Origin of the sequence: Silvania sp. (assembly GCF_051656365.1) — a bacterium.
Taxonomy (GTDB): domain Bacteria; phylum Pseudomonadota; class Gammaproteobacteria; order Enterobacterales; family Enterobacteriaceae; genus Enterobacter; species Enterobacter hatchlandensis.
Genome location: NZ_JBOGBT010000045.1, coordinates 1 through 18,753, shown reverse-complemented (window position 1 = coordinate 18,753; position 18,753 = coordinate 1). Strand labels below are relative to the sequence as shown.

Sequence of the window (18,753 nt, the reverse complement as noted above, 5' to 3'; positions counted from 1 at the left end):
GTTTTGCTTCAATTTCGTCGTACGCTTCTCTCCGTCGTCAGCGCACTGATGCTGGTGGCGCCGGTTTACGCAGGTAAACTTGCAATTGTCATCGATGACTTCGGTTATCGCCCCCAGACGGAAAATCAGATCCTGGCGATGCCATCCGCCCTCTCCGTCGCCGTGTTGCCCAACGCGCCTCACGCCCGCGAAATGGCCACCAGGGCCCACAACAGCGGGCATGAAGTGCTGATTCATCTGCCGATGGCACCGCTCAGTAAGCAGCCGCTGGAAAAAGACACGCTGCGCCCGGAGATGAGCAGCAGCGAGATCGAGCGCATTATTCGCGAGGCGTACGGCAAGGTCCCCTATGCCGTGGGGCTGAATAACCATATGGGCAGCGCCATGACCTCCAGCCTGTTCGGCATGCAGAAGGTGATGCAGTCGCTGGCGCGCTACAATCTTTACTTCCTCGACAGCATGACCATCGGCAACAGCCAGGCGATGCGCGCAGCGCAGGGCACTGGCGTGAAGGTGATTAAGCGCAAAGTGTTCCTCGATGACACGCAAAACGAAGCCGATATCCGGTTCCAGTTTAACCGCGCCGTACAGCTGGCGCGCCGGACGGGCTCGGCAATCGCCATTGGTCACCCACATCCATCGACCGTTCGTGTGTTACAGCAGATGCTGCCGAGCCTGCCGGCGGATATTACCCTGGTCCATGCCAGCAGCTTGCTGAATGAACCGCAGGTGGATACTTCGACGCCTCAGCGCACGCCGCCGAAAAATGCCGCACCCGTCGCACCGCGTAATCCCTTCTCTGGCGTAAAAGTGTGCCAGCCGAAAGGATCGTTAGAACCCGTCGACGCCCGTCGTTTCTTCAGCGTGTTGAGTGAAAGTATTGCCCAGAGCATGCTGATTAAGTATATGCAGCACCAGTGGCAAGGTTGGGGGAAGTCCCCCAACAGCGCCCCTGTTAAGGTAGATTAAGCGCCTTACGCGCGACACGACGCTGGGACTGCGTCTTGTCGCGCCACTGCCACAGGCGGAATGACCATAGCAGCACCTGGTACGCCAGCTTCACGCCGCGCACGTTGCTCACCATCCGTTGATACATACCGGAAGTATAAATTTCGGCGATCATCCGTTTTCGCATCGCGACATCCGGCTCTTTGCGGACGCAGTGGCATACGCGCAGCGCTTCGTAAATAACCTGGTCATGAAATTCCGGATAAATCGGAATACGGCCAGCATATTCACGATTAAGCTTATCTAATAAGCGGGTAATTTTAATATAGTGTCGCTGATAATTAAGGTTCTTATCCCCTTGTCGTTTTAAACGACTCACGGAATTATCATGCAGGAAATACTTATATAACGATTGCTCGGTATAGCGGGCGCGCTTAGCATTAAACATAAACTCAGTCGTCCACACAATATCCTGGTGATGCAATCCGGGAATAAAAGTAATGTTATTGTTAATAATAATCTCGCGGCGATAAATGCCCATCCACACCACGTGCGTCCAGCGGCGTGACTTAAGCGCCATCCTTAACCACTCCGGCCCGGTTAATACCCCGGTCGAGCGAACACGCTCGGGAGGGATTGACTGCCAGGTGTTGCCGGTTTCTCGGTAGCTCCAGTCGGAGTTGCACTGCGCAACGTCCAGATTGTCTTCCAACATCATCTTCATCAGCGTTTCGTACATGTCTGGATAGACCAGATCATCCGCATCAACAAAGGCAATATACTCTCCGGTCGCGGCGGCTAAACCACGATTGCGCGCCACGGAAGCACCGGCATTAGCCTGATGCAGCAAACGGACGTGGGGATAAGCGTCGACATAGGATTGCGCGATTTCAACAGAGCCATCCGTTGAGCCATCATTAACAATGATGATTTCCAGGTCATTCCATGTTTGCGCGATTAAGGATTCCATGCAGGCCTTGAAATCATGCCCTGCGTTATACAATGGAATAATAACGCTAAGTTTATTTGCATTATTCTTCATACATTTACCGAATGCCTTTGAGGATACCCCGCCATTGTATGAACAAATGATTATGGCTTACAAATACTATTTTTACGAACCAGACGAGATAAATGCGGGAAGGATCGGATAAATGAAATGTTCAATGCAACAAACCAATGTCTCTCCTAATATTGAAAATAACATTACTTTACATATTTTCCGATTTTCCTGAGGAACAGGCCGGATAATCCGGCCTGTTTTTGCGATTAATCCCAGCTCAGGATCACTTTACCTGACTGGCCTGAACGCATCGCGTCAAAGCCCTGCTGGAAATCATCGATGGAGAAATGATGGGTAATCATCGGGGTCAGATCCAGACCCGACTGGATCAGCGCGGCCATCTTGTACCAGGTTTCGAACATCTCGCGGCCATAAATCCCTTTAATGAACAGACCCTTAAAGATAACTTTGTTCCAGTCGATAGACATGTCTGACGGTGGAATACCCAGCATCGCAATACGCCCGCCGTGGTTCATGGTGTCGAGCATGGTGCGGAACGCCGGCGGCGCACCGGACATCTCCAGACCCACGTCAAAGCCTTCAGTCATGCCAAGCTCAGCCATTACGTCGGTGAGGTTCTCTTTGGAGACATCCACCGCACGGGTAACGCCCATCTTACGCGCCAGCGACAGACGGTATTCATTCACGTCAGTGATGACCACGTTGCGCGCACCCACGTGCTTCGCCACGGCGGCGGCCATGATACCGATAGGACCGGCACCGGAAACCAGCACGTCTTCACCCACCAGATCAAACGACAGCGCCGTGTGAACCGCGTTGCCGAACGGATCGAAGATGGAGGCCAGATCGTCAGAAATGTTATCCGGAATTTTGAAGGCGTTGAATGCCGGGATCACCAGGTATTCGGCAAAGCAGCCCGGGCGGTTAACGCCCACGCCGACGGTATTGCGGCACAGGTGCGTACGTCCGCCGCGGCAGTTACGGCAGTGGCCGCAGGTAATGTGACCTTCGCCAGAGACGCGATCGCCAATTTTAAAGCCTTTTACTTCCTGACCGATGCCGACCACTTCGCCGACATATTCGTGGCCAACCACCATCGGAACCGGAATGGTTTTCTGCGACCACTGATCCCAGTTGTAGATGTGCACGTCAGTGCCGCAAATGGCGGTTTTACGAATTTTGATCAGCAGATCGTTATGACCAACTTCCGGCTCCGGTACGTCGGTCATCCAGATGCCTTCTTCCGCTTTCAGTTTGGATAACGCTTTCATCACTCGTCCTCAGGCAATCACGCCCAGTTGTTTGCCGATGCGGGTAAAGGCTTCGACCGCACGCTCAATTTGCTCAGGGGAATGCGCCGCCGACATCTGGGTGCGGATACGCGCCTGACCTTTTGGCACCACCGGGAAGAAGAAACCGGTGACGTAAATGCCCTCTTTCTGCAGCTCGCGCGCGAAGTTCTGCGCCACCGCCGCGTCACCCAGCATCACCGGGATAATGGCGTGATCGGCACCGGCCAGCGTGAAGCCCGCTGCACTCATTTTTTCGCGGAACAGACGGGCGTTGGACCACAGACGGTCGCGCAGTTCGCTACCCTCTTCCACCATCTCCAGCACTTTGATGGAGGCCGAGACAATCGCCGGGGCCAGCGAGTTGGAGAACAGATACGGACGGGAGCGCTGGCGCAGCCACTCCACCACCTCTTTACGCGCCGCGGTATAACCGCCGGACGCGCCGCCGAGCGCTTTGCCCAGCGTACCGGTAATGATGTCCACCCGGCCCATCACCTCGCAGTATTCATGCGAGCCGCGGCCGTTTTCGCCGACAAAGCCAACCGCGTGAGAGTCATCGACCATTACCAGCGCATCGTATTTATCCGCCAGATCGCAGACGCCTTTCAGGTTGGCAATCACGCCGTCCATCGAGAACACGCCATCGGTGGCAATCAGAACGTGACGTGCCCCGGCTTCGCGGGCCTCTTTCAGACGCGCTTCCAGCTCCTGCATGTCGTTGTTGGCGTAGCGGAAACGCTTCGCTTTACACAGGCGCACGCCGTCAATAATTGATGCATGGTTCAGCGCATCGGAAATAATGGCGTCTTCCGCACCGAGGAGAGTCTCAAACAGACCGCCATTGGCGTCGAAGCAGGACGAATAGAGGATTGCATCTTCCATGCCGAGGAACGCGGCCAGCTTGCCTTCCAGCGCCTTATGGCTGTCCTGGGTACCGCAGATGAAACGCACCGAGGCCATCCCAAAACCGTGGGAGTCCATGCCCGCTTTCGCCGCAGCGATAAGCGCCGGGTGATTCGCCAGGCCTAAATAGTTGTTGGCGCAAAAGTTGATCACATGGCTGCCGTCGGCAACGGTGATATCCGCCTGCTGAGCAGAAGTGATAATCCGCTCTTCTTTGAACAACCCTTCCGCACGCGCGGTTTCCAGGTCATTGTTTAACTGTTTGTAAAAATCACCACGCATTGCAATTCTCCAGACTCGGCAAATTTCGGAACATATTACCCAAACCTATACCTCGATACGAGATGACACATTAACTGTTACCATTTTTGCAGCATAAATCACGTGTACCCCTGCGCGATGTCGGTGAATGGCTGAAGGGTCGTCATACTAATGATATGATATGAGTATTAGTGCCTGGGATTTTCCCCAGGCTCCACACTTCAAAGGTTACAGCTATGATCATCGTTACCGGCGGCGCGGGCTTTATCGGCAGCAACATTATTAAAGCCCTCAATGACAAAGGCATCACTGACATTCTGGTGGTGGACAACCTGAAAGACGGCACCAAGTTTGCTAACCTGGTGGATCTGAACATTGCCGATTACATGGATAAAGAAGACTTTCTGATCCAGATTATGGCAGGCGAAGAGTTCGGCGATATCGAGGCCATCTTCCATGAAGGCGCGTGCTCATCCACCACCGAGTGGGATGGCAAGTACATGATGGATAACAACTATCAGTACTCCAAAGAGGTTCTGCACTACTGCCTGGAACATGAAATTCCGTTCCTGTACGCCTCTTCTGCAGCCACCTACGGCGGCCGCACGTCTGACTTTATTGAATCCCGTGAATACGAGCAGCCACTAAACGTTTACGGCTACTCTAAGTTCCTGTTTGATGAATATGTGCGTCAGATTTTGCCAGAAGCCAATTCGCAAATTGTCGGCTTCCGCTACTTTAACGTTTACGGACCGCGTGAAGGCCACAAAGGCAGCATGGCGAGCGTAGCATTCCACCTGAACACCCAGCTGAACAACGGCGAAAGCCCGAAACTGTTCGAAGGCAGCGATGGCTTCAAGCGCGACTTCGTGTATGTGGGTGACGTGGCGGCAGTGAACCTGTGGTTCTGGGAGAACGGTGTTTCCGGTATCTATAACCTTGGCACCGGCCGCGCAGAGTCGTTCCAGGCGGTGGCCGACGCGGCGCTGGCGTACCATCAGAAAGGCAGCCTCGAGTACATCCCGTTCCCGGAAAAACTGAAAGGTCGCTACCAGGCATTTACGCAGGCGGATCTGACTAACCTGCGCGCTGCCGGCTACGACAAGCCGTTCAGGACCGTTGCCGAAGGCGTGACGGAGTATATGGCCTGGCTGAACCGCGACGCGTAAGAAGTAAGCATGAAGATACTGGTGATCGGCCCGTCATGGGTGGGCGACATGATGATGTCGCAAAGTCTCTATCGCACGCTCAAGGCGCGCTATCCCCAGGCGGTAATTGACGTGATGGCACCCGCGTGGTGCCGTCCGCTTTTATCGCGCATGCCCGAAGTGAACGAAGCGATCCCGATGCCGCTTGGTCACGGGGCGCTGGAACTTGCTCAACGTCGCAAGCTTGGCCATAACCTGCGTGAAAAACGCTATGACCGCGCTTACGTATTGCCCAACTCCTTTAAATCTGCGCTGGTGCCTTTCTTTGCTGGCGTGCCGCACCGCACCGGCTGGCGCGGCGAAATGCGCTACGGTCTGCTGAATGACGCGCGTGTACTGGATAAAGACGCCTGGCCGCTGATGGTGGAGCGCTACGTCGCGCTGGCCTATGACCAGGGCGTGATGCGCAGCGCAAAAGACCTGCCGCAGCCGCTGCTGTGGCCACAGCTGCAGGTGCATGAAGGCGAGAAATCGCAGACCTGCAATGCCTTTGGTCTGCTGACCGATCGCCCGTTGATTGGTTTCTGCCCTGGCGCAGAGTTTGGTCCAGCTAAACGCTGGCCGCACTATCACTACGCAGAGCTGGCGAAACAGCTGATCGACGAAGGCTATCAGATTGTGCTGTTTGGCTCGGCGAAAGATCACGAGGCGGGCAATGAAATCCTCGCCACGCTAAGTATGGAGCAGCAGGCATGGTGTCGTAATCTGGCGGGAGAAACTCAGCTGGAGCAGGCTGTTATCCTGCTGGCCGCCTGTAAGGCGGTGGTCTCCAACGACTCCGGTCTGATGCACGTTGCCGCGGCGCTGAACCGCCCTCTGGTGGCGCTGTATGGCCCGAGCAGCCCCGACTTTACCCCGCCGCTGTCGCATAAAGCCCGCGTCATTCGCCTGATCACGGGTTATCACAAAGTGCGTAAAGGTGATGCCGCAGAGGGTTATCACCAGAGTCTGATCGACATCACCCCACAGCGCGTCCTCGACGAGCTGAATGAACTGTTATTGAGTGAAGAAGGGTAACAAATGCGTGTGCTGATCGTTAAAACGTCCTCAATGGGCGATGTGCTGCACACTCTGCCCGCGCTGACTGACGCGACGCAGGCCATTCCCGATATTCGTTTTGACTGGGTGGTCGAAGAAGGCTTCGCACAGATCCCGACCTGGCACGCCGCAGTAGATCGCGTGATCCCGGTGGCGATTCGCCGCTGGCGCAAAGCGTGGTTCTCTGCGCCGGTTAAAGCCGAGCGGCGCGCATTTCGTGAGACTGTCCGCGCCCGACACTACGATGCGATTATCGACGCGCAGGGGCTGGCCAAAAGTTCCGCGCTGGTCACTCGTCTGGCACGGGGCGAAAAGCATGGCATGGACTGGCAATCTGCCCGCGAACCGCTGGCAAGCCTGTTCTATCGTCATCGCCATCATATTGCTAAACAGCAGCACGCCGTAGAGCGCACCCGTGAATTGTTCGCCAAAAGCCTGGGTTACGCCAAACCGGAAACCCAGGGCGACTATGCCATCGCCCGGCATTTCCTGAATCATCTGAATTCGAATATGAACCCGTATGTGGTATTTTTACACGCCACGACCCGGGACGATAAGCATTGGCCAGAAGCCCACTGGCGAGAGTTAATTGGGTTACTGAGCGAAGCAGGAGTACGCATTAAGCTGCCCTGGGGGGCGGCTCATGAAGAAGCCAGAGCAAAAAGGCTGGCAGAAGGATTTGATTACGTTGATGTCTTACCACGAATGAGTCTGGAAGAAGTGGCTCACGTATTGGCGGGTGCTAAAGTTGTTGTATCCGTTGATACCGGTTTGAGTCATCTGACTGCGGCACTGGATCGGCCAAACATTACATTATATGGGCCAACGGATCCGGGCTTAATTGGTGGTTACGGGAAGAACCAGGAAGAGTGTCGTTCTGCGAGTAGAAGCCTTGTCAATTTGTCTGCTTCTACCGTATTTGATCGTTTACTGTTGAAGCTATAAAAACTCGTATGCAGATGTCGGAGCAATGATGATACAAACATTATTTTCTTTAAAAGAGAAAAAAAACTGGCAGTTATACTGGAACAGAACACTTGTATTCTTGTTTATTGCTACTTATTTTTTAGATGATATCACACGATATAAACATCTGATTGTTATTCTTATGACAATCACAACAATTGTGTATTTGTGTAAGCATTTCAGAGATTACACCCCTGTTTTCAAAACGTTGCTTTTTGGCAGTATTGTTTTTCTAACAGTTGCAGCACTACTATCTTTGTTTCAAACGCCCGATATTAAAGCAAGCCTGAAATCAATCACTAACTCGGTGATTGAAAACATGCTGCTATGTACGCTTACCCTTCCTGTATTGCTACGGAATGAAGGAAAGGAATTTATCGCAAAGTTGATTTTTTCTTCATTCCTTTGCGCATTAAGTTTGCGATGCCTGACAGAACTGGTTTCTTACTATCATGATTTTAAGAATGACATTATGCCGTTTACGGATTACAGGCATCGTAGCATTTCTGACGCATTAGTCTTTCTTTTTCCCGCTCTGCTAAATTTATGGCTTATAAAATCTGCGAAATACCGTATTGCGTTTCTCATTATGGGTGCAGTGTATCTGTTCCTGATGTTAGGGACACTTTCGCGTGGAGCATGGCTGGCAGTATTGATGGTTTGTCTGGTCTGGACCTTATTGTATAAGCAATGGAAATTACTTATTTCGGGCGGGATAGCTGCAGCAATTATAGTAACATTACTTTTTTCACATAAAGAGATGCCCGCTACTTTAGCATTTAAACTGCAGCAAACAGACAGCTCCTATCGCTACACCAACGGGACCCAGGGGAGTGCATTGAACCTCATCATGGAGAATCCGGTAATAGGCTATGGTTTTGGCAATAAAGCCTATGATGACGTTTACAATAAACGCGTCGTTGATTACCCTGCATGGATCTCCCGAGAGTCTATTGGGCCACATAATCTGGCGCTATTTGTCTGGTTTGGCACGGGTCTTCTGGGGCTAGCGGGACTGTTATTAGTGTATGCTGGTGTGATTAAAGAATGCCTGTCTAACGCATTTAGAGAGAACCGCTACTCGCCATTAAATGCCTATATCATCATCATGTTATCTTTCTTCGGCTATTTCATAGTCCGTGGGAATTTTGAGCAGATAGAGTTAGATCTTCTCGGTATTTTCGCTGGCTTCCTGTTAGCGATGAAAAATAAGAAAGCATGATCAAAAAAGGCTACGTTACGTAGCCTTTTTTTCAGTTAAACCATCCGTTAATAACCTCTTCGAACCTTTGTGTCACGCCAGTCCAACTGTAATGTTCATAAACGTATTTTTGTCCACGCTTAGCGATGTTGGACAACTCAGCATTGTACAAAACGGCCACAATATCCTGAGCAATGGTTTCTGCTGTCATCGGCTCTTGTAGGTGATAGCCGGTGTCGTTTTCCTTAACAAACTCAACCATCCCCCCGCGCGTACTCACCAGAACCGGTTTTCCGGCCCCCATCGCCTCTATCGCCACCATGCAAAATGGCTCCTGGAACTGGGAAGGAATAACAACCAGATCACCCAGCGGATAGTATCGATGCATCTGATCGGGTGGAAGGCTACCTGTCATAACGCACCGGTCTGCGAGACGTTCTGCAACGGCTCTGACCTCACGCTGGTAGGCTCCCCCATCAGTTTTACTGACTTCGTTATAGTCGCCGACAACAATCAGCTTCAGATTATTATGCGTTGCAATAAGCTGTTCAAACGCCTGGAGAAGTAACAAAACACCCTTGTCCGGCACAATACGCCCGGCATAAAAGATGACTTTTTCATCAGGTAATATCGCGATTTTAGGTTTTGATATCGGCGCAGAGTCGGACTGGTAGCGTTTTAAATCAATCCCATTCGGTACAATCTCAATATCTGCTTCGGGAAGAAAAGAGTGATAGTAATTCTTCAAAAATAAACTTGGCACAATCATTTTTACATCATGCTCGAGCCCTTTCGGTTCGAACGCGTTATGCATATGTAGGGCGACCTTTGCCTGCGGGGCACGTTGTCGAATTTGCCGGTACAGCTTCATACTGTTATGCACAACGATCACGCTGTGATCGGTGACAGGAAAATCTTTGGCGATCTTCAGTATCCGTTTCGAATAGGGGAGAGGATCGAGTCGCGTCCATTTCTGAAACAGACGCTTATATATACGGCTAAACCCCACACGGTGGATGCTACAGTTTTCATTCACCTGTGAAAAATCTGCGTATCCTTCATTCCTGATACACACAATCCGGTTCGGAATTGAGGTTCGTTGTGCAACCTCATACATCCATGTCTCTACTGCCGCTGCGCCGCGAGGAGGAATAGAGAAAATGGGCGTCACCGTAAATATAATTTTATCAACCATGTAACATCAACCCTTCATTAAATTATATTTAACCGCAGCCAGAACACCGCCAATATAGTTTTTTTGGTAAAGCAAATGTTTATATTTTTCACGGTACTCATGTTTTCGCATGGCAGTCTGATAAGGGATGGCTTTCCATGGCGATAATTCATATACCCTACGGAAAAAGAGTGCCGATGGGTAATCTGCCCAGCTGTGCCACGGTTTGGTTACACCTGTATAATGGATAAAAACGGTGCGATCGCTGATAATCGATTTGTAGTGGCTGGTATCTTTTATCTCAAACTCAGACTTCAGCGAGTATATTGTGTTGTATTCTCTGGATAATATTTTCACATGATGGAGGAACATAACATTCAAAATATCCTGATCAGGGTATTTTAAATTCTTCACAAGTTCATCATCAGCAAGTAACTCGAAAAACCTTTCAGTAAGGTTTGATCGTAACCACTGCTGTAAATTGATATACATCACACCAGAGTTAAAATAATTCCCTCTAAACTCTGCATTGTTTAAACGATTCGCACTTTTATTTTGCATCGAATCCACATCTACCACCACTGCACCATACTCATCGCTAAACTTCAGCATAGCAAGATCGTGCAAAGAGCCTTTACAGGTGATATCTGCATCAAGATAAAGTAATTTATCCAGACGTTCAGAAAAATAATCAAACGAGATCACGCGATAATAAATTGAGACTGGCCAGATGTTCGTTTTAGGCAAAGACGATAAAGGCTCGGCATCAATAAGATACAGTTTAATGACGGTACCATACTGCTCAGCCAACTGTGTTAAAAGCGCAATATACTCATTGTCCAGATAGTCTGAAATGATATGAAAGGTAAAATCAATTGACTGCTGTTTATTATTTTCCAGGATTGATGCAATAGAAATTGCAGCACCAGTCTGATAATTTTTATCGATACCCCAGGAGATATTAAACGTGTCGCGGTCATCACGAACGTCAGTACGCCTGTCCAGCACTATGATATCTTTAAACTGTGTGAGTTGTTTAAAATCCACTTTTAATTACCTTTCACCATCATTAACGTTGCGTTATCATTTAATAAAAAACGCTATGGCCAACATTGTTAGTGAGCTACCCTGTTTCGTAGCAAAACTATTATATGCCTTCATTTAATAATTTTAAGTTTGTAATAATGAAGGTAATTTAAGATGCCTTTAACATACATTTTTTGATTAAATTTGTGCTTGGCCGAGTATCTGAATTGGTTACTATTCGTTGGCTTAAGGAGGTCAACGTTATGCCAGGGTGAAGCATCTTTGGCGAGCAAAAAACTCTTCGAGATCGGATAACTCGCCCACTCATGCCAGGGTTTAGTTGGCCCAATATAATGAATAAACACTGTCTCATCATTTACCGGATTGTCTACACCCTCTTTTAATTCATAGTTAATGCTAAACCGCGTATTATATTTACCATTAATAAACCTGACTTTTCCTGCCAGAAGCACATTCAGTACATCCTGATCCAGGTGCGTAATTTTCTCCACCCACTCAGGTACACGTAGCATCTCAATCGCTTTGTTGGAGATATTATTTTTATGCCATTCATTGATATTGATCAGCAAGAAACCCGCGTTGAAATAACCTGAGGTCAGCTCCGGTGTGGTCAGCCTCAGGGCACGATTTGTCCACCACTCAACATCTCTTTCAGAAACAACAGCAGCAATTTCCTGCTCTGCAAATACATAATCAACTAACTCCTGAATGCTCCCTTTACAGGCGATATCAGCATCCAGATAGAGTAGCTTGTCTATCTTATTATAAAAATAATCAGCTATTATGAAGCGGAAATACGTTGCGTAACTCCAGTTCTTCGTACTTGGTAGCGACTTAAGTTTTTCGCAGTCGATTAAATATACTTTTATACAGCTTTGATACTGCTCCGCTAAAGCTGAAAATCGTGATTTATCGTCTTCACTAAAAGAATCAGTAAAGACGTGAAATTCAAAGTTGATGGTTTTATTATTTAACAAGATCGACGAAATCGCGACGCCACATCCGAAAAGGAAGTGTTTATCGATACCAAATGCGATATTAAAACTATCTTGAGAGGATGTTTTTTTGAAGTTATATTCGTGAACTGAAAGAATAACGTCTTTGTCGCTGAGTTGAGACATATTTAACTCTTATCCATTATAGGTGAATAGACAATCCATAAACACCTGAGGCGCGTTGATAGCTTAATGTACTTCGGTCACTCTAATGAACAATTATAATGCTTTTCGGATTGTTCTTTCTCGAATTTTATTGGCTTTAACATTTGCCTGTTGAATGAGTTGACCTTCTCTGGAAAAAATATCTTTCAGAGGTTGTTCAAAATATATTGTCAGGAACCGCCAGACATCTCGCTGCGTTAAGCCGATATTCAATGAGGAAAAATATAATCCAATCAGATCTTTATCACGCCAACGGCGTGGCACGTTATTGCGGATCTGCGCCCGATGCAGATCAATAACTGAGATTTTCAAATCCTCTTTCTGGCCTGTAAAAGGTAAATGCAGCAGGAAGTGGCAAATATAACAGTCACGATGATTAATGCCCCCAGCATGCATCTTACGTACCATCGTTGCGACACGCTCAATAAGCATGCGCTTCACCTTCACGTCCGGAGGAGTGGTCGCCCAATTCGCGCAGTAGTCTTCAAGGCTTATCGTTGGGGTCAGATCTTCAGTAATGATGAATGATGTCCGGGTCAGCGGGTTTAATCCCTTCTCCCCGAACCCAACGCCATACATGGTATCGACGCCCAGGCTCTGCAGCCGATGAATGGCGTTCCACTCCCTGTCAGCGCCTAAAACGGGCATGCGCAGCGAGAGAAGGTTTTTCACGATCTCTTTCAGAGACGTACCCCGATGCCATTTGAGGAAATAACTTTTTCCTGCCAGCTCAAAACGTAACGTACGCCGGGTCTCCAGCTCCCTGAAGACCTCGCCCTGTAACGTTTTGACTTGCTCGAAAGCATCTTTACCACGCCATAAAGTGGCTAACGGCTCTTTCAGCTTAACCATCCAAACCACCTGTTATGATATCCGCCGCTTTCTCAGGCAGACTGTACAAATCTTGGGTATCGGCATACTGCCGTGCGTTTTCCGCCCAGGCGGTTCGCAATGAGGGCTCTGTCAGCGCTTTACGTAAAATGTCGTTGAGGGCCGTCTGCCGGAAGGGTTCATCAAGCACCGCACCGCCGTTAGCATCCGCAATATAATGCGCATAACCACACACTGCCGTTGTCAGCACCGGCAATCCCGCGGTGATAGCTTCCAGCAATACAATACCCGCCGCTTCCTGATAGGCCGGGTGCAGTAAGAGATCCGCAGCAGCCATTAATTCGGCCACATCATTACGCCCGGAAAAGAAGCTGACATTTTCCCGTACTCCAAGCTTTTCGGCCAGCGCTTCAAATTTTCGCGGCTTATCCTGCCCGACAATAAAGAGAAGCGTATTAAGCCGAAGGCTTTGCGGCAATGACGCCAGCGCTTCGATAGAGCGATCAACACCTTTACGGGTAAAGTCAGAGCCCACCTGCAGCAATAAATGCTGATGCTCCCTAATGCCATTTTTCTGGCGATAGACTTCCCGGCTGTTCGGGATCTGCTGGCTGTATTTTCTGTCCGGATAAATGCCTGGCGGGAGAATACGAAAACGCTCGCTTTCTGTCTGGTAATGCTTCTGAAAATCAGCGATCTGTTTATCCGTCAGCATCAAAAGCTGGGTGGGTTTACCCTGTTCAAACGTCGCGCGTTCAAAAGCAGCATAGTGCCGATAGCGAGATGTCAGGCGGTAGAAAAAGCCTTTTTCCTGTGCCACTTTCTCGGCATAACAGACATCAGCTGCATAATAAACGTCCAGTCCGGGCATTTTATTAAAGCCGACAATACGGTCGACAGGGTGGTTGACCAGGTGCGCCTGTACCCAGGCATAATACTCCGCATTACGCCCATGATTCGTTCGGGATTTTACCGGTACACGGATTAATTCAAAAGCGTCAGGACAATCGCCTTCCCAGAGCTGGGTATAGATGCGCACATGATGGCCACGTGCGGCGATGGTCTGAGCGATACGCATAAAATCACGTTGCAAACCGCCAAACGGGAAATATTTGTACAAACAAAAGGCAATGATCATAAGGAGGCATCTTCCGCTGATGGGATCACTTTATCAGACAGCAAGGTATCAATGGCCGCTATCACATCCTCTGCAGGAATGGCTGAAAGATACATTTCGTTGCGGTCTCGCTGCTCGCGTGGTGGCATGGGCCGATAATCACCCGCCCAGAATTGGATCATCTTGTTCGACCATGGCCGCCAGAAGATATGATCCGTCGCACCGAACAAACAGACCAGCGGTGTATCAACGGCCGCGGCGATATGCCCAGGGGCAGAATCAACACCGATAAAGAGTCGGGCATGATCAATCAATGCACCTAATTCTGGAAACGTCACGTTACCCGCCAGCGCGGTCACAGGCGCAGATTTGCATGCGCCTGCAATAGCATTTACGCACGCCAGATCGTCAGCACCCGGCCCGGAGGTGAGTACCACCTGGTAACCACGGTTATGCAGAGCGTCAATAACTTGCGAAAACTTCTCATTATTCCAGCACTTGAATATTTGACGAGCCGTTGGCTGAATAACGATGTAATGCTCTCCGACGCCCGCTTTATCTAATTCGTGGCGCACACGTTCCCAGCAGGCGGGGGGATAGCTCATTGTCGTGTGCTTCACCCAGGATTTCACTCCCAGTGGCACCAGTACGGACAGATTACTCTCCACCACATTATCCCCTACCAGCGGAGCCAGATGGGTAAAACTTTTGCGCCAGAATGCAGACTGACGATGGCTGTAATCTTGTGAAATTTTGAGCGATGCATCTAATAACCTGACCAGCAGCGCAACCATCCACTGATCCGTCAGGTTGATAATCAGGTCGTACTGATTAGCACGTAAATCTCTGATCAAGCTGACGAAATTTGTTATTTTCTCAACCGCTTTTGCCTTTTTATTCTTTATGCCATACAGCGTATTAATGTCAGGGTTTTCAGACAAAATGGGGATCGTGTCCTGGTAAAGAAGCACATCGATTTTTGCGTCAGGATAATTCTGCTTCAACGTACTAATGACCGGGGTCGTTAATAACATATCTCCGTGAAAACGCATTTTTATGAGCAGAATTTTTCGAAATGGCTTTTCCACAAGCGACTCTTTTGTTGTGATTATCCGATAAAGGTAAGCTGAAAAAGCACGCTACCGCCCCAGGCTCAACAGCTACCTGTTTACTGATATCGCACTCATTTTTACGTGCTAGTGTACCATTTCTTTTGGCACGATCCGACACGAATAGCCCTTGAGCAAAAACGTGGTTATTACCTTTTAAATCAATGAAATGCAGTATTGAGGATGGGTTGTTGCTGGAGTGTTTTGTTACTCTCATGAATGCCTGTACGCACAGACCTGCAGAAAGTACACAAAAATGCCAAAAACGTTATCTCCTGAATCCCTTAGGCCGCACCGGGGCTATTTAATTCAAAAACGGGAAAAGTAATGGTAAAGGCCCAGCTAAATACATAGAATTCCCAGCACATCCCTAAGTCAGCGATTTACTATGCTCGAATTGCTTTACACCGCCCTTCTCTACCTTATCCAGCCACTGATTTGGATACGTTTATGGGTGCGCGGACGTAAGGCCCCGGCCTACCGTAAACGCTGGGCTGAACGCTACGGTTTCTACCGTCGTCCCCTCAAACCTGGCGGCATCATGCTGCATTCGGTCTCCGTGGGTGAAACATTAGCAGCAATCCCTTTAGTTCGCGCTCTGCGACACCGCTATCCGGATCTCCCGATCACGGTCACGACCATGACACCGACCGGTTCAGAGCGCGTCCAGTCTGCCTTCGGTAGCGATGTTCAGCACGTCTATCTGCCTTATGATTTACCGGATGCCCTCTCGCGTTTTCTGAATAAAGTTGACCCCAAATTGGTGTTAATTATGGAAACGGAGCTCTGGCCGAACCTGATTGCCGCCCTGCATAAACGCAAAATCCCTTTAGTGATTGCTAACGCACGCCTGTCTGCCCGTTCAGCAGCGGGCTACGAGAAGCTGGGTAAATTTGTCCGCAGACTGCTGCGTCGCATTACGCTGATTGCGGCGCAAAATGAAGAAGATGGGCAGCGCTTTGTAAAACTGGGCGCAAAGAACAATCAGGTTACCGTCACCGGCAGCCTCAAGTTCGATATTTCTGTGACGCCGCAGCTGGCAGCAAAAGCCGTCACCTTGCGTCGCCAGTGGGCGCCGCATCGCCCGGTGTGGATTGCCACCAGTACCCATGATGGTGAAGAGAGTATTATCATCGCCGCGCATCAGTCTCTGCTGCAGCAGTTCCCTAATTTGCTGCTGATTCTGGTGCCGCGGCATCCGGAACGTTTCCCGGATGCCGCTAACCTCGTTCGCGAAGCTGGACTAAGCTATAGCACACGCTCATCGGGTGACGTGCCGTCCGCCAGTACTCAAGTTGTGATTGGCGACACCATGGGCGAATTAATGCTGTTGTACGGCATTGCCGATCTCGCCTTTGTCGGCGGTTCGTTGGTTGAGCGCGGTGGGCATAATCCACTCGAGGCAGCGGCACACGCCATTCCAGTGCTGATGGGGCCACATACCTTTAATTTCAAAGATATCTGCGCCCGTCTTGAGCAGGCGAGCGGACTGATTACGGTCACCGATGCCGCATCCCTGACCAAAGAGGTCTCCTCATTACTGACTGATGCGGATTATCGTAATTTCTACGGTCGTCACGCCGTTGAAGTGTTATATCAAAATCAGGGTGCGCTGCAGCGCCTGCTCCAACTGCTGGAACCTTATCTGCCCCCGAAAACGCATTGAGGACTGTGATGCAAAAACGCGCGATTTATCCGGGTACTTTCGATCCCATTACCAACGGTCATCTCGATATTGTCACGCGCGCAGCCTGCATGTTTGATACGGTGATCCTGGCGATCGCCTCCAGCCCCAGCAAAAAACCGATGTTTGACCTGAAAGAGCGCGTTGCGCTGGCGCAAGCCGCCACCGCCCATCTCGCCAACGTTGAAGTGGTGGGTTTTAGCGATCTGATGGCACATTTTGCTCGCGTCCAGCAGGCGAACATTCTGATCCGCGGCCTGCGTGCCGTGGCTGATTTTGAGTATGAGATGCAGCTGGCGCATATGAATCGCCATCTGATGCCCGAGCTGGAAAGCGTCTTCCTGATGCCGTCAAAAGAGTGGTCGTTTATCTCCTCTTCGCTGGTGAAAGAGGTTGCACGTCATGCGGGTGATGTGACCCATTTCCTGCCGGCAAACGTGCATCAGGCGTTGATGGATAAGCTTAAGTAGTTTCCTGCCTGCTTACCGGATAGCGCTCGCGTATCCGGCCTGCAAATCGATCACTTCTGACACTGACGGCAGTAAAACGTCGCCCGCTGCGCATGCTTAGAGGCCACAATCGGCGAACCACATACCCGGCACGGTTCCCCTTTGCGGCCATAGACCTGCAGCTCCTGTGCAAAATAGCCCGGCTTACCGTCACTTTGCAGGAAATCTTTCAGAGTGGTTCCACCCTGCTCAATCGAACGCTGTAGCACCGCTTTAATGACCTTAACCAACAACCCGTACTCATCTGCAGAGAGAGAGGAGGCCAGCCGATCGGGATGGATCCCGGCGGCAAACAGGGATTCGCTGGCGTAGATATTACCGACGCCGACTACCAGTTTGTTATCCATCAGCCAGGGTTTAATCGGGGTCTTCTTCTTCGCACACATCGTTTGCAGGTAAGCGGCGTTAAAAGCGTCGCTCAACGGCTCTGGCCCCAGATGCGCCAGTACATTGTGCCCTTCCAGTTCTTTGGTCCACAGCCAGGCGCCAAAGCGCCGGGGATCGGTGTAACGCAGGACTTTGCCGTTGCTCATCACCAGGTCGACGTGGTCATGCTTCTGCGGCGGAAGCTCCTCCGGCAGAATACGCAGGCTGCCAGACATTCCCAGATGGATGATGATCCAGCCGTCCGGCAACTCCAGCAGCAGGTATTTGGCCCGGCGCTGCACGCTGAGAACCGGCTTATCGCTCAGGGTGTGGATCTCAGTGGATACCGGCCAGCGCAGGCGACCGTTGCGCACGATAGCATGCAGAATGGTCTCACCCACCAGATGCGGCTCAATACCCCGGCGGCTGGTCTCTACCTCAGGTAATTCAGGCATGTTTCCTCCCTTGAGATTCACAAATTGAGATTCGCAGAATGCAAAAAACCCCGCAATTGCGGGGTTTTTCAATACAAGGAATCTAAAATTATTTAATTTTAGCTTCTTTGTACAGTACGTGCTGGCGTACAACTGGATCAAACTTTTTCAGTTCCAGTTTTTCCGGCTTAGTACGTTTGTTCTTCGTGGTGGTGTAGAAGTGACCTGTACCAGCAGAAGAAACCAGCTTGATTTTCTCACGAATACCTTTAGCCATGATTTATTTCCTCTTTAAGTACTTAGTACTTTTCGCCACGGGCACGCAGTTCGGACAGAACTGTATCGATGCCTTTCTTATCAATAACACGCATACCTTTAGCAGATACACGCAGGGTGACAAAACGCTTCTCGCTCTCAACCCAGAAACGGTGAGAGTGCAGGTTCGGCAGGAAACGGCGTTTAGTCGCGTTCAGTGCGTGGG

Annotated in this window: 19 protein-coding genes; 7 read left to right on the top strand and 12 right to left on the bottom strand. The window is 50.0% G+C overall.

The window, feature by feature from the left end; translation table 11 throughout:
- Positions 1–3: 3 nt before the first annotated feature.
- Positions 4–969, top strand: coding sequence for a divergent polysaccharide deacetylase family protein (locus tag ACRDD5_RS09655; protein WP_438676629.1), 966 nt, complete (start codon positions 4–6; stop codon positions 967–969).
- Here ACRDD5_RS09655 and ACRDD5_RS09650 read toward each other — a convergent pair.
- The 3 genes from ACRDD5_RS09650 to kbl form a co-directional block, all read right to left on the bottom strand.
- Positions 956–1,990: a glycosyltransferase gene (locus tag ACRDD5_RS09650; RefSeq protein ID WP_438676628.1), complete on the bottom strand. Its 1,035-nt coding sequence runs from the start codon at positions 1,988–1,990 to the stop codon at positions 956–958. The two genes, ACRDD5_RS09655 and ACRDD5_RS09650, sit on opposite strands and share 14 nt — an antisense overlap.
- A gap of 227 nt (positions 1,991–2,217) precedes the next feature.
- On the bottom strand, positions 2,218–3,243 hold the full coding sequence (tdh, locus tag ACRDD5_RS09645; protein ID WP_271282962.1) for an L-threonine 3-dehydrogenase: 1,026 nt from the start codon (positions 3,241–3,243) through the stop codon (positions 2,218–2,220).
- Between the two features lie 9 nt (positions 3,244–3,252).
- A complete protein-coding gene (gene kbl / locus ACRDD5_RS09640; protein WP_438676627.1) occupies positions 3,253–4,449 on the bottom strand; it encodes a glycine C-acetyltransferase in 1,197 nt (398 codons plus the stop codon).
- 215 nt (positions 4,450–4,664) lie between these two features.
- Between kbl and rfaD the strand changes: the two genes are divergently transcribed.
- From rfaD to rfaL, 4 genes are read left to right on the top strand one after another with little or no spacing between them, the layout of a single operon-like run.
- The gene (gene rfaD, locus ACRDD5_RS09635; RefSeq protein ID WP_271282964.1) at positions 4,665–5,597 is read left to right on the top strand and encodes an ADP-glyceromanno-heptose 6-epimerase; all 933 of its coding nucleotides are present in this window, start codon (positions 4,665–4,667) and stop codon (positions 5,595–5,597) included.
- Positions 5,598–5,606: 9 nt separating this feature from the next.
- Positions 5,607–6,653 carry an ADP-heptose--LPS heptosyltransferase RfaF gene (gene rfaF / locus ACRDD5_RS09630; protein WP_438676626.1) on the top strand — a complete coding sequence of 349 codons (1,047 nt, stop codon included), beginning with the start codon at positions 5,607–5,609 and terminating at the stop codon, positions 6,651–6,653.
- Positions 6,654–6,656: 3 nt separating this feature from the next.
- Positions 6,657–7,619, top strand: a complete 963-nt coding sequence (gene rfaC, locus ACRDD5_RS09625) for a lipopolysaccharide heptosyltransferase RfaC (protein WP_438676625.1) — start codon at positions 6,657–6,659, stop codon at positions 7,617–7,619.
- Positions 7,620–7,647: 28 nt separating this feature from the next.
- Complete coding sequence (gene rfaL, locus ACRDD5_RS09620; RefSeq protein ID WP_438676660.1) at positions 7,648–8,862, top strand: O-antigen ligase RfaL; 1,215 nt, start codon at positions 7,648–7,650, stop codon at positions 8,860–8,862.
- A 31-nt stretch (positions 8,863–8,893) separates the two neighbouring features.
- Here the strand turns inward: rfaL and ACRDD5_RS09615 are convergent, their stop codons facing one another.
- From ACRDD5_RS09615 to rfaQ, 6 genes are all read right to left on the bottom strand, one after another.
- Positions 8,894–10,036 carry a lipopolysaccharide N-acetylglucosaminyltransferase gene (locus ACRDD5_RS09615; RefSeq protein ID WP_438676624.1) on the bottom strand — a complete coding sequence of 381 codons (1,143 nt, stop codon included), beginning with the start codon at positions 10,034–10,036 and terminating at the stop codon, positions 8,894–8,896.
- A 6-nt stretch (positions 10,037–10,042) separates the two neighbouring features.
- Complete coding sequence (locus ACRDD5_RS09610) at positions 10,043–11,062, bottom strand: glycosyltransferase family 8 protein (protein WP_438676623.1); 1,020 nt, start codon at positions 11,060–11,062, stop codon at positions 10,043–10,045.
- 110 nt (positions 11,063–11,172) lie between these two features.
- Complete coding sequence (gene waaO, locus ACRDD5_RS09605) at positions 11,173–12,183, bottom strand: lipopolysaccharide 3-alpha-galactosyltransferase (RefSeq protein WP_271282969.1); 1,011 nt, start codon at positions 12,181–12,183, stop codon at positions 11,173–11,175.
- Positions 12,184–12,276: 93 nt separating this feature from the next.
- Complete coding sequence (gene rfaP / locus ACRDD5_RS09600; RefSeq protein ID WP_438676622.1) at positions 12,277–13,074, bottom strand: lipopolysaccharide core heptose(I) kinase RfaP; 798 nt, start codon at positions 13,072–13,074, stop codon at positions 12,277–12,279.
- Positions 13,067–14,191: a glycosyltransferase family 4 protein gene (locus ACRDD5_RS09595; protein ID WP_438676621.1), complete on the bottom strand. Its 1,125-nt coding sequence runs from the start codon at positions 14,189–14,191 to the stop codon at positions 13,067–13,069. The genes rfaP and ACRDD5_RS09595 overlap by 8 nt, the downstream gene beginning before the upstream one ends.
- Complete coding sequence (gene rfaQ / locus ACRDD5_RS09590) at positions 14,188–15,258, bottom strand: lipopolysaccharide core heptosyltransferase RfaQ (protein ID WP_438676620.1); 1,071 nt, start codon at positions 15,256–15,258, stop codon at positions 14,188–14,190. Before rfaQ ends, ACRDD5_RS09595 begins: the two co-directional genes overlap by 4 nt.
- A gap of 409 nt (positions 15,259–15,667) precedes the next feature.
- On the opposite strand from rfaQ, the gene waaA reads away from it, so the two are divergent.
- Both waaA and coaD read left to right on the top strand, forming a co-directional pair.
- Positions 15,668–16,945 carry a lipid IV(A) 3-deoxy-D-manno-octulosonic acid transferase gene (gene waaA, locus ACRDD5_RS09585; RefSeq protein WP_271282973.1) on the top strand — a complete coding sequence of 426 codons (1,278 nt, stop codon included), beginning with the start codon at positions 15,668–15,670 and terminating at the stop codon, positions 16,943–16,945.
- 8 nt (positions 16,946–16,953) lie between these two features.
- On the top strand, positions 16,954–17,433 hold the full coding sequence (coaD, locus tag ACRDD5_RS09580) for a pantetheine-phosphate adenylyltransferase (RefSeq protein WP_271282974.1): 480 nt from the start codon (positions 16,954–16,956) through the stop codon (positions 17,431–17,433).
- Positions 17,434–17,483: 50 nt separating this feature from the next.
- On the opposite strand, the gene mutM is transcribed toward coaD, so the two are convergent.
- The 3 genes from mutM to rpmB all read right to left on the bottom strand — a co-directional run.
- Positions 17,484–18,293, bottom strand: a complete 810-nt coding sequence (gene mutM, locus ACRDD5_RS09575) for a bifunctional DNA-formamidopyrimidine glycosylase/DNA-(apurinic or apyrimidinic site) lyase (RefSeq protein ID WP_271282975.1) — start codon at positions 18,291–18,293, stop codon at positions 17,484–17,486.
- 88 nt (positions 18,294–18,381) lie between these two features.
- Complete coding sequence (rpmG, locus tag ACRDD5_RS09570) at positions 18,382–18,549, bottom strand: 50S ribosomal protein L33 (RefSeq protein WP_003024094.1); 168 nt, start codon at positions 18,547–18,549, stop codon at positions 18,382–18,384.
- A gap of 22 nt (positions 18,550–18,571) precedes the next feature.
- Positions 18,572–18,753, bottom strand: a 182-nt coding sequence (gene rpmB / locus ACRDD5_RS09565; protein WP_438676619.1) for a 50S ribosomal protein L28, incomplete at its 5' end; no start/stop codon positions are given.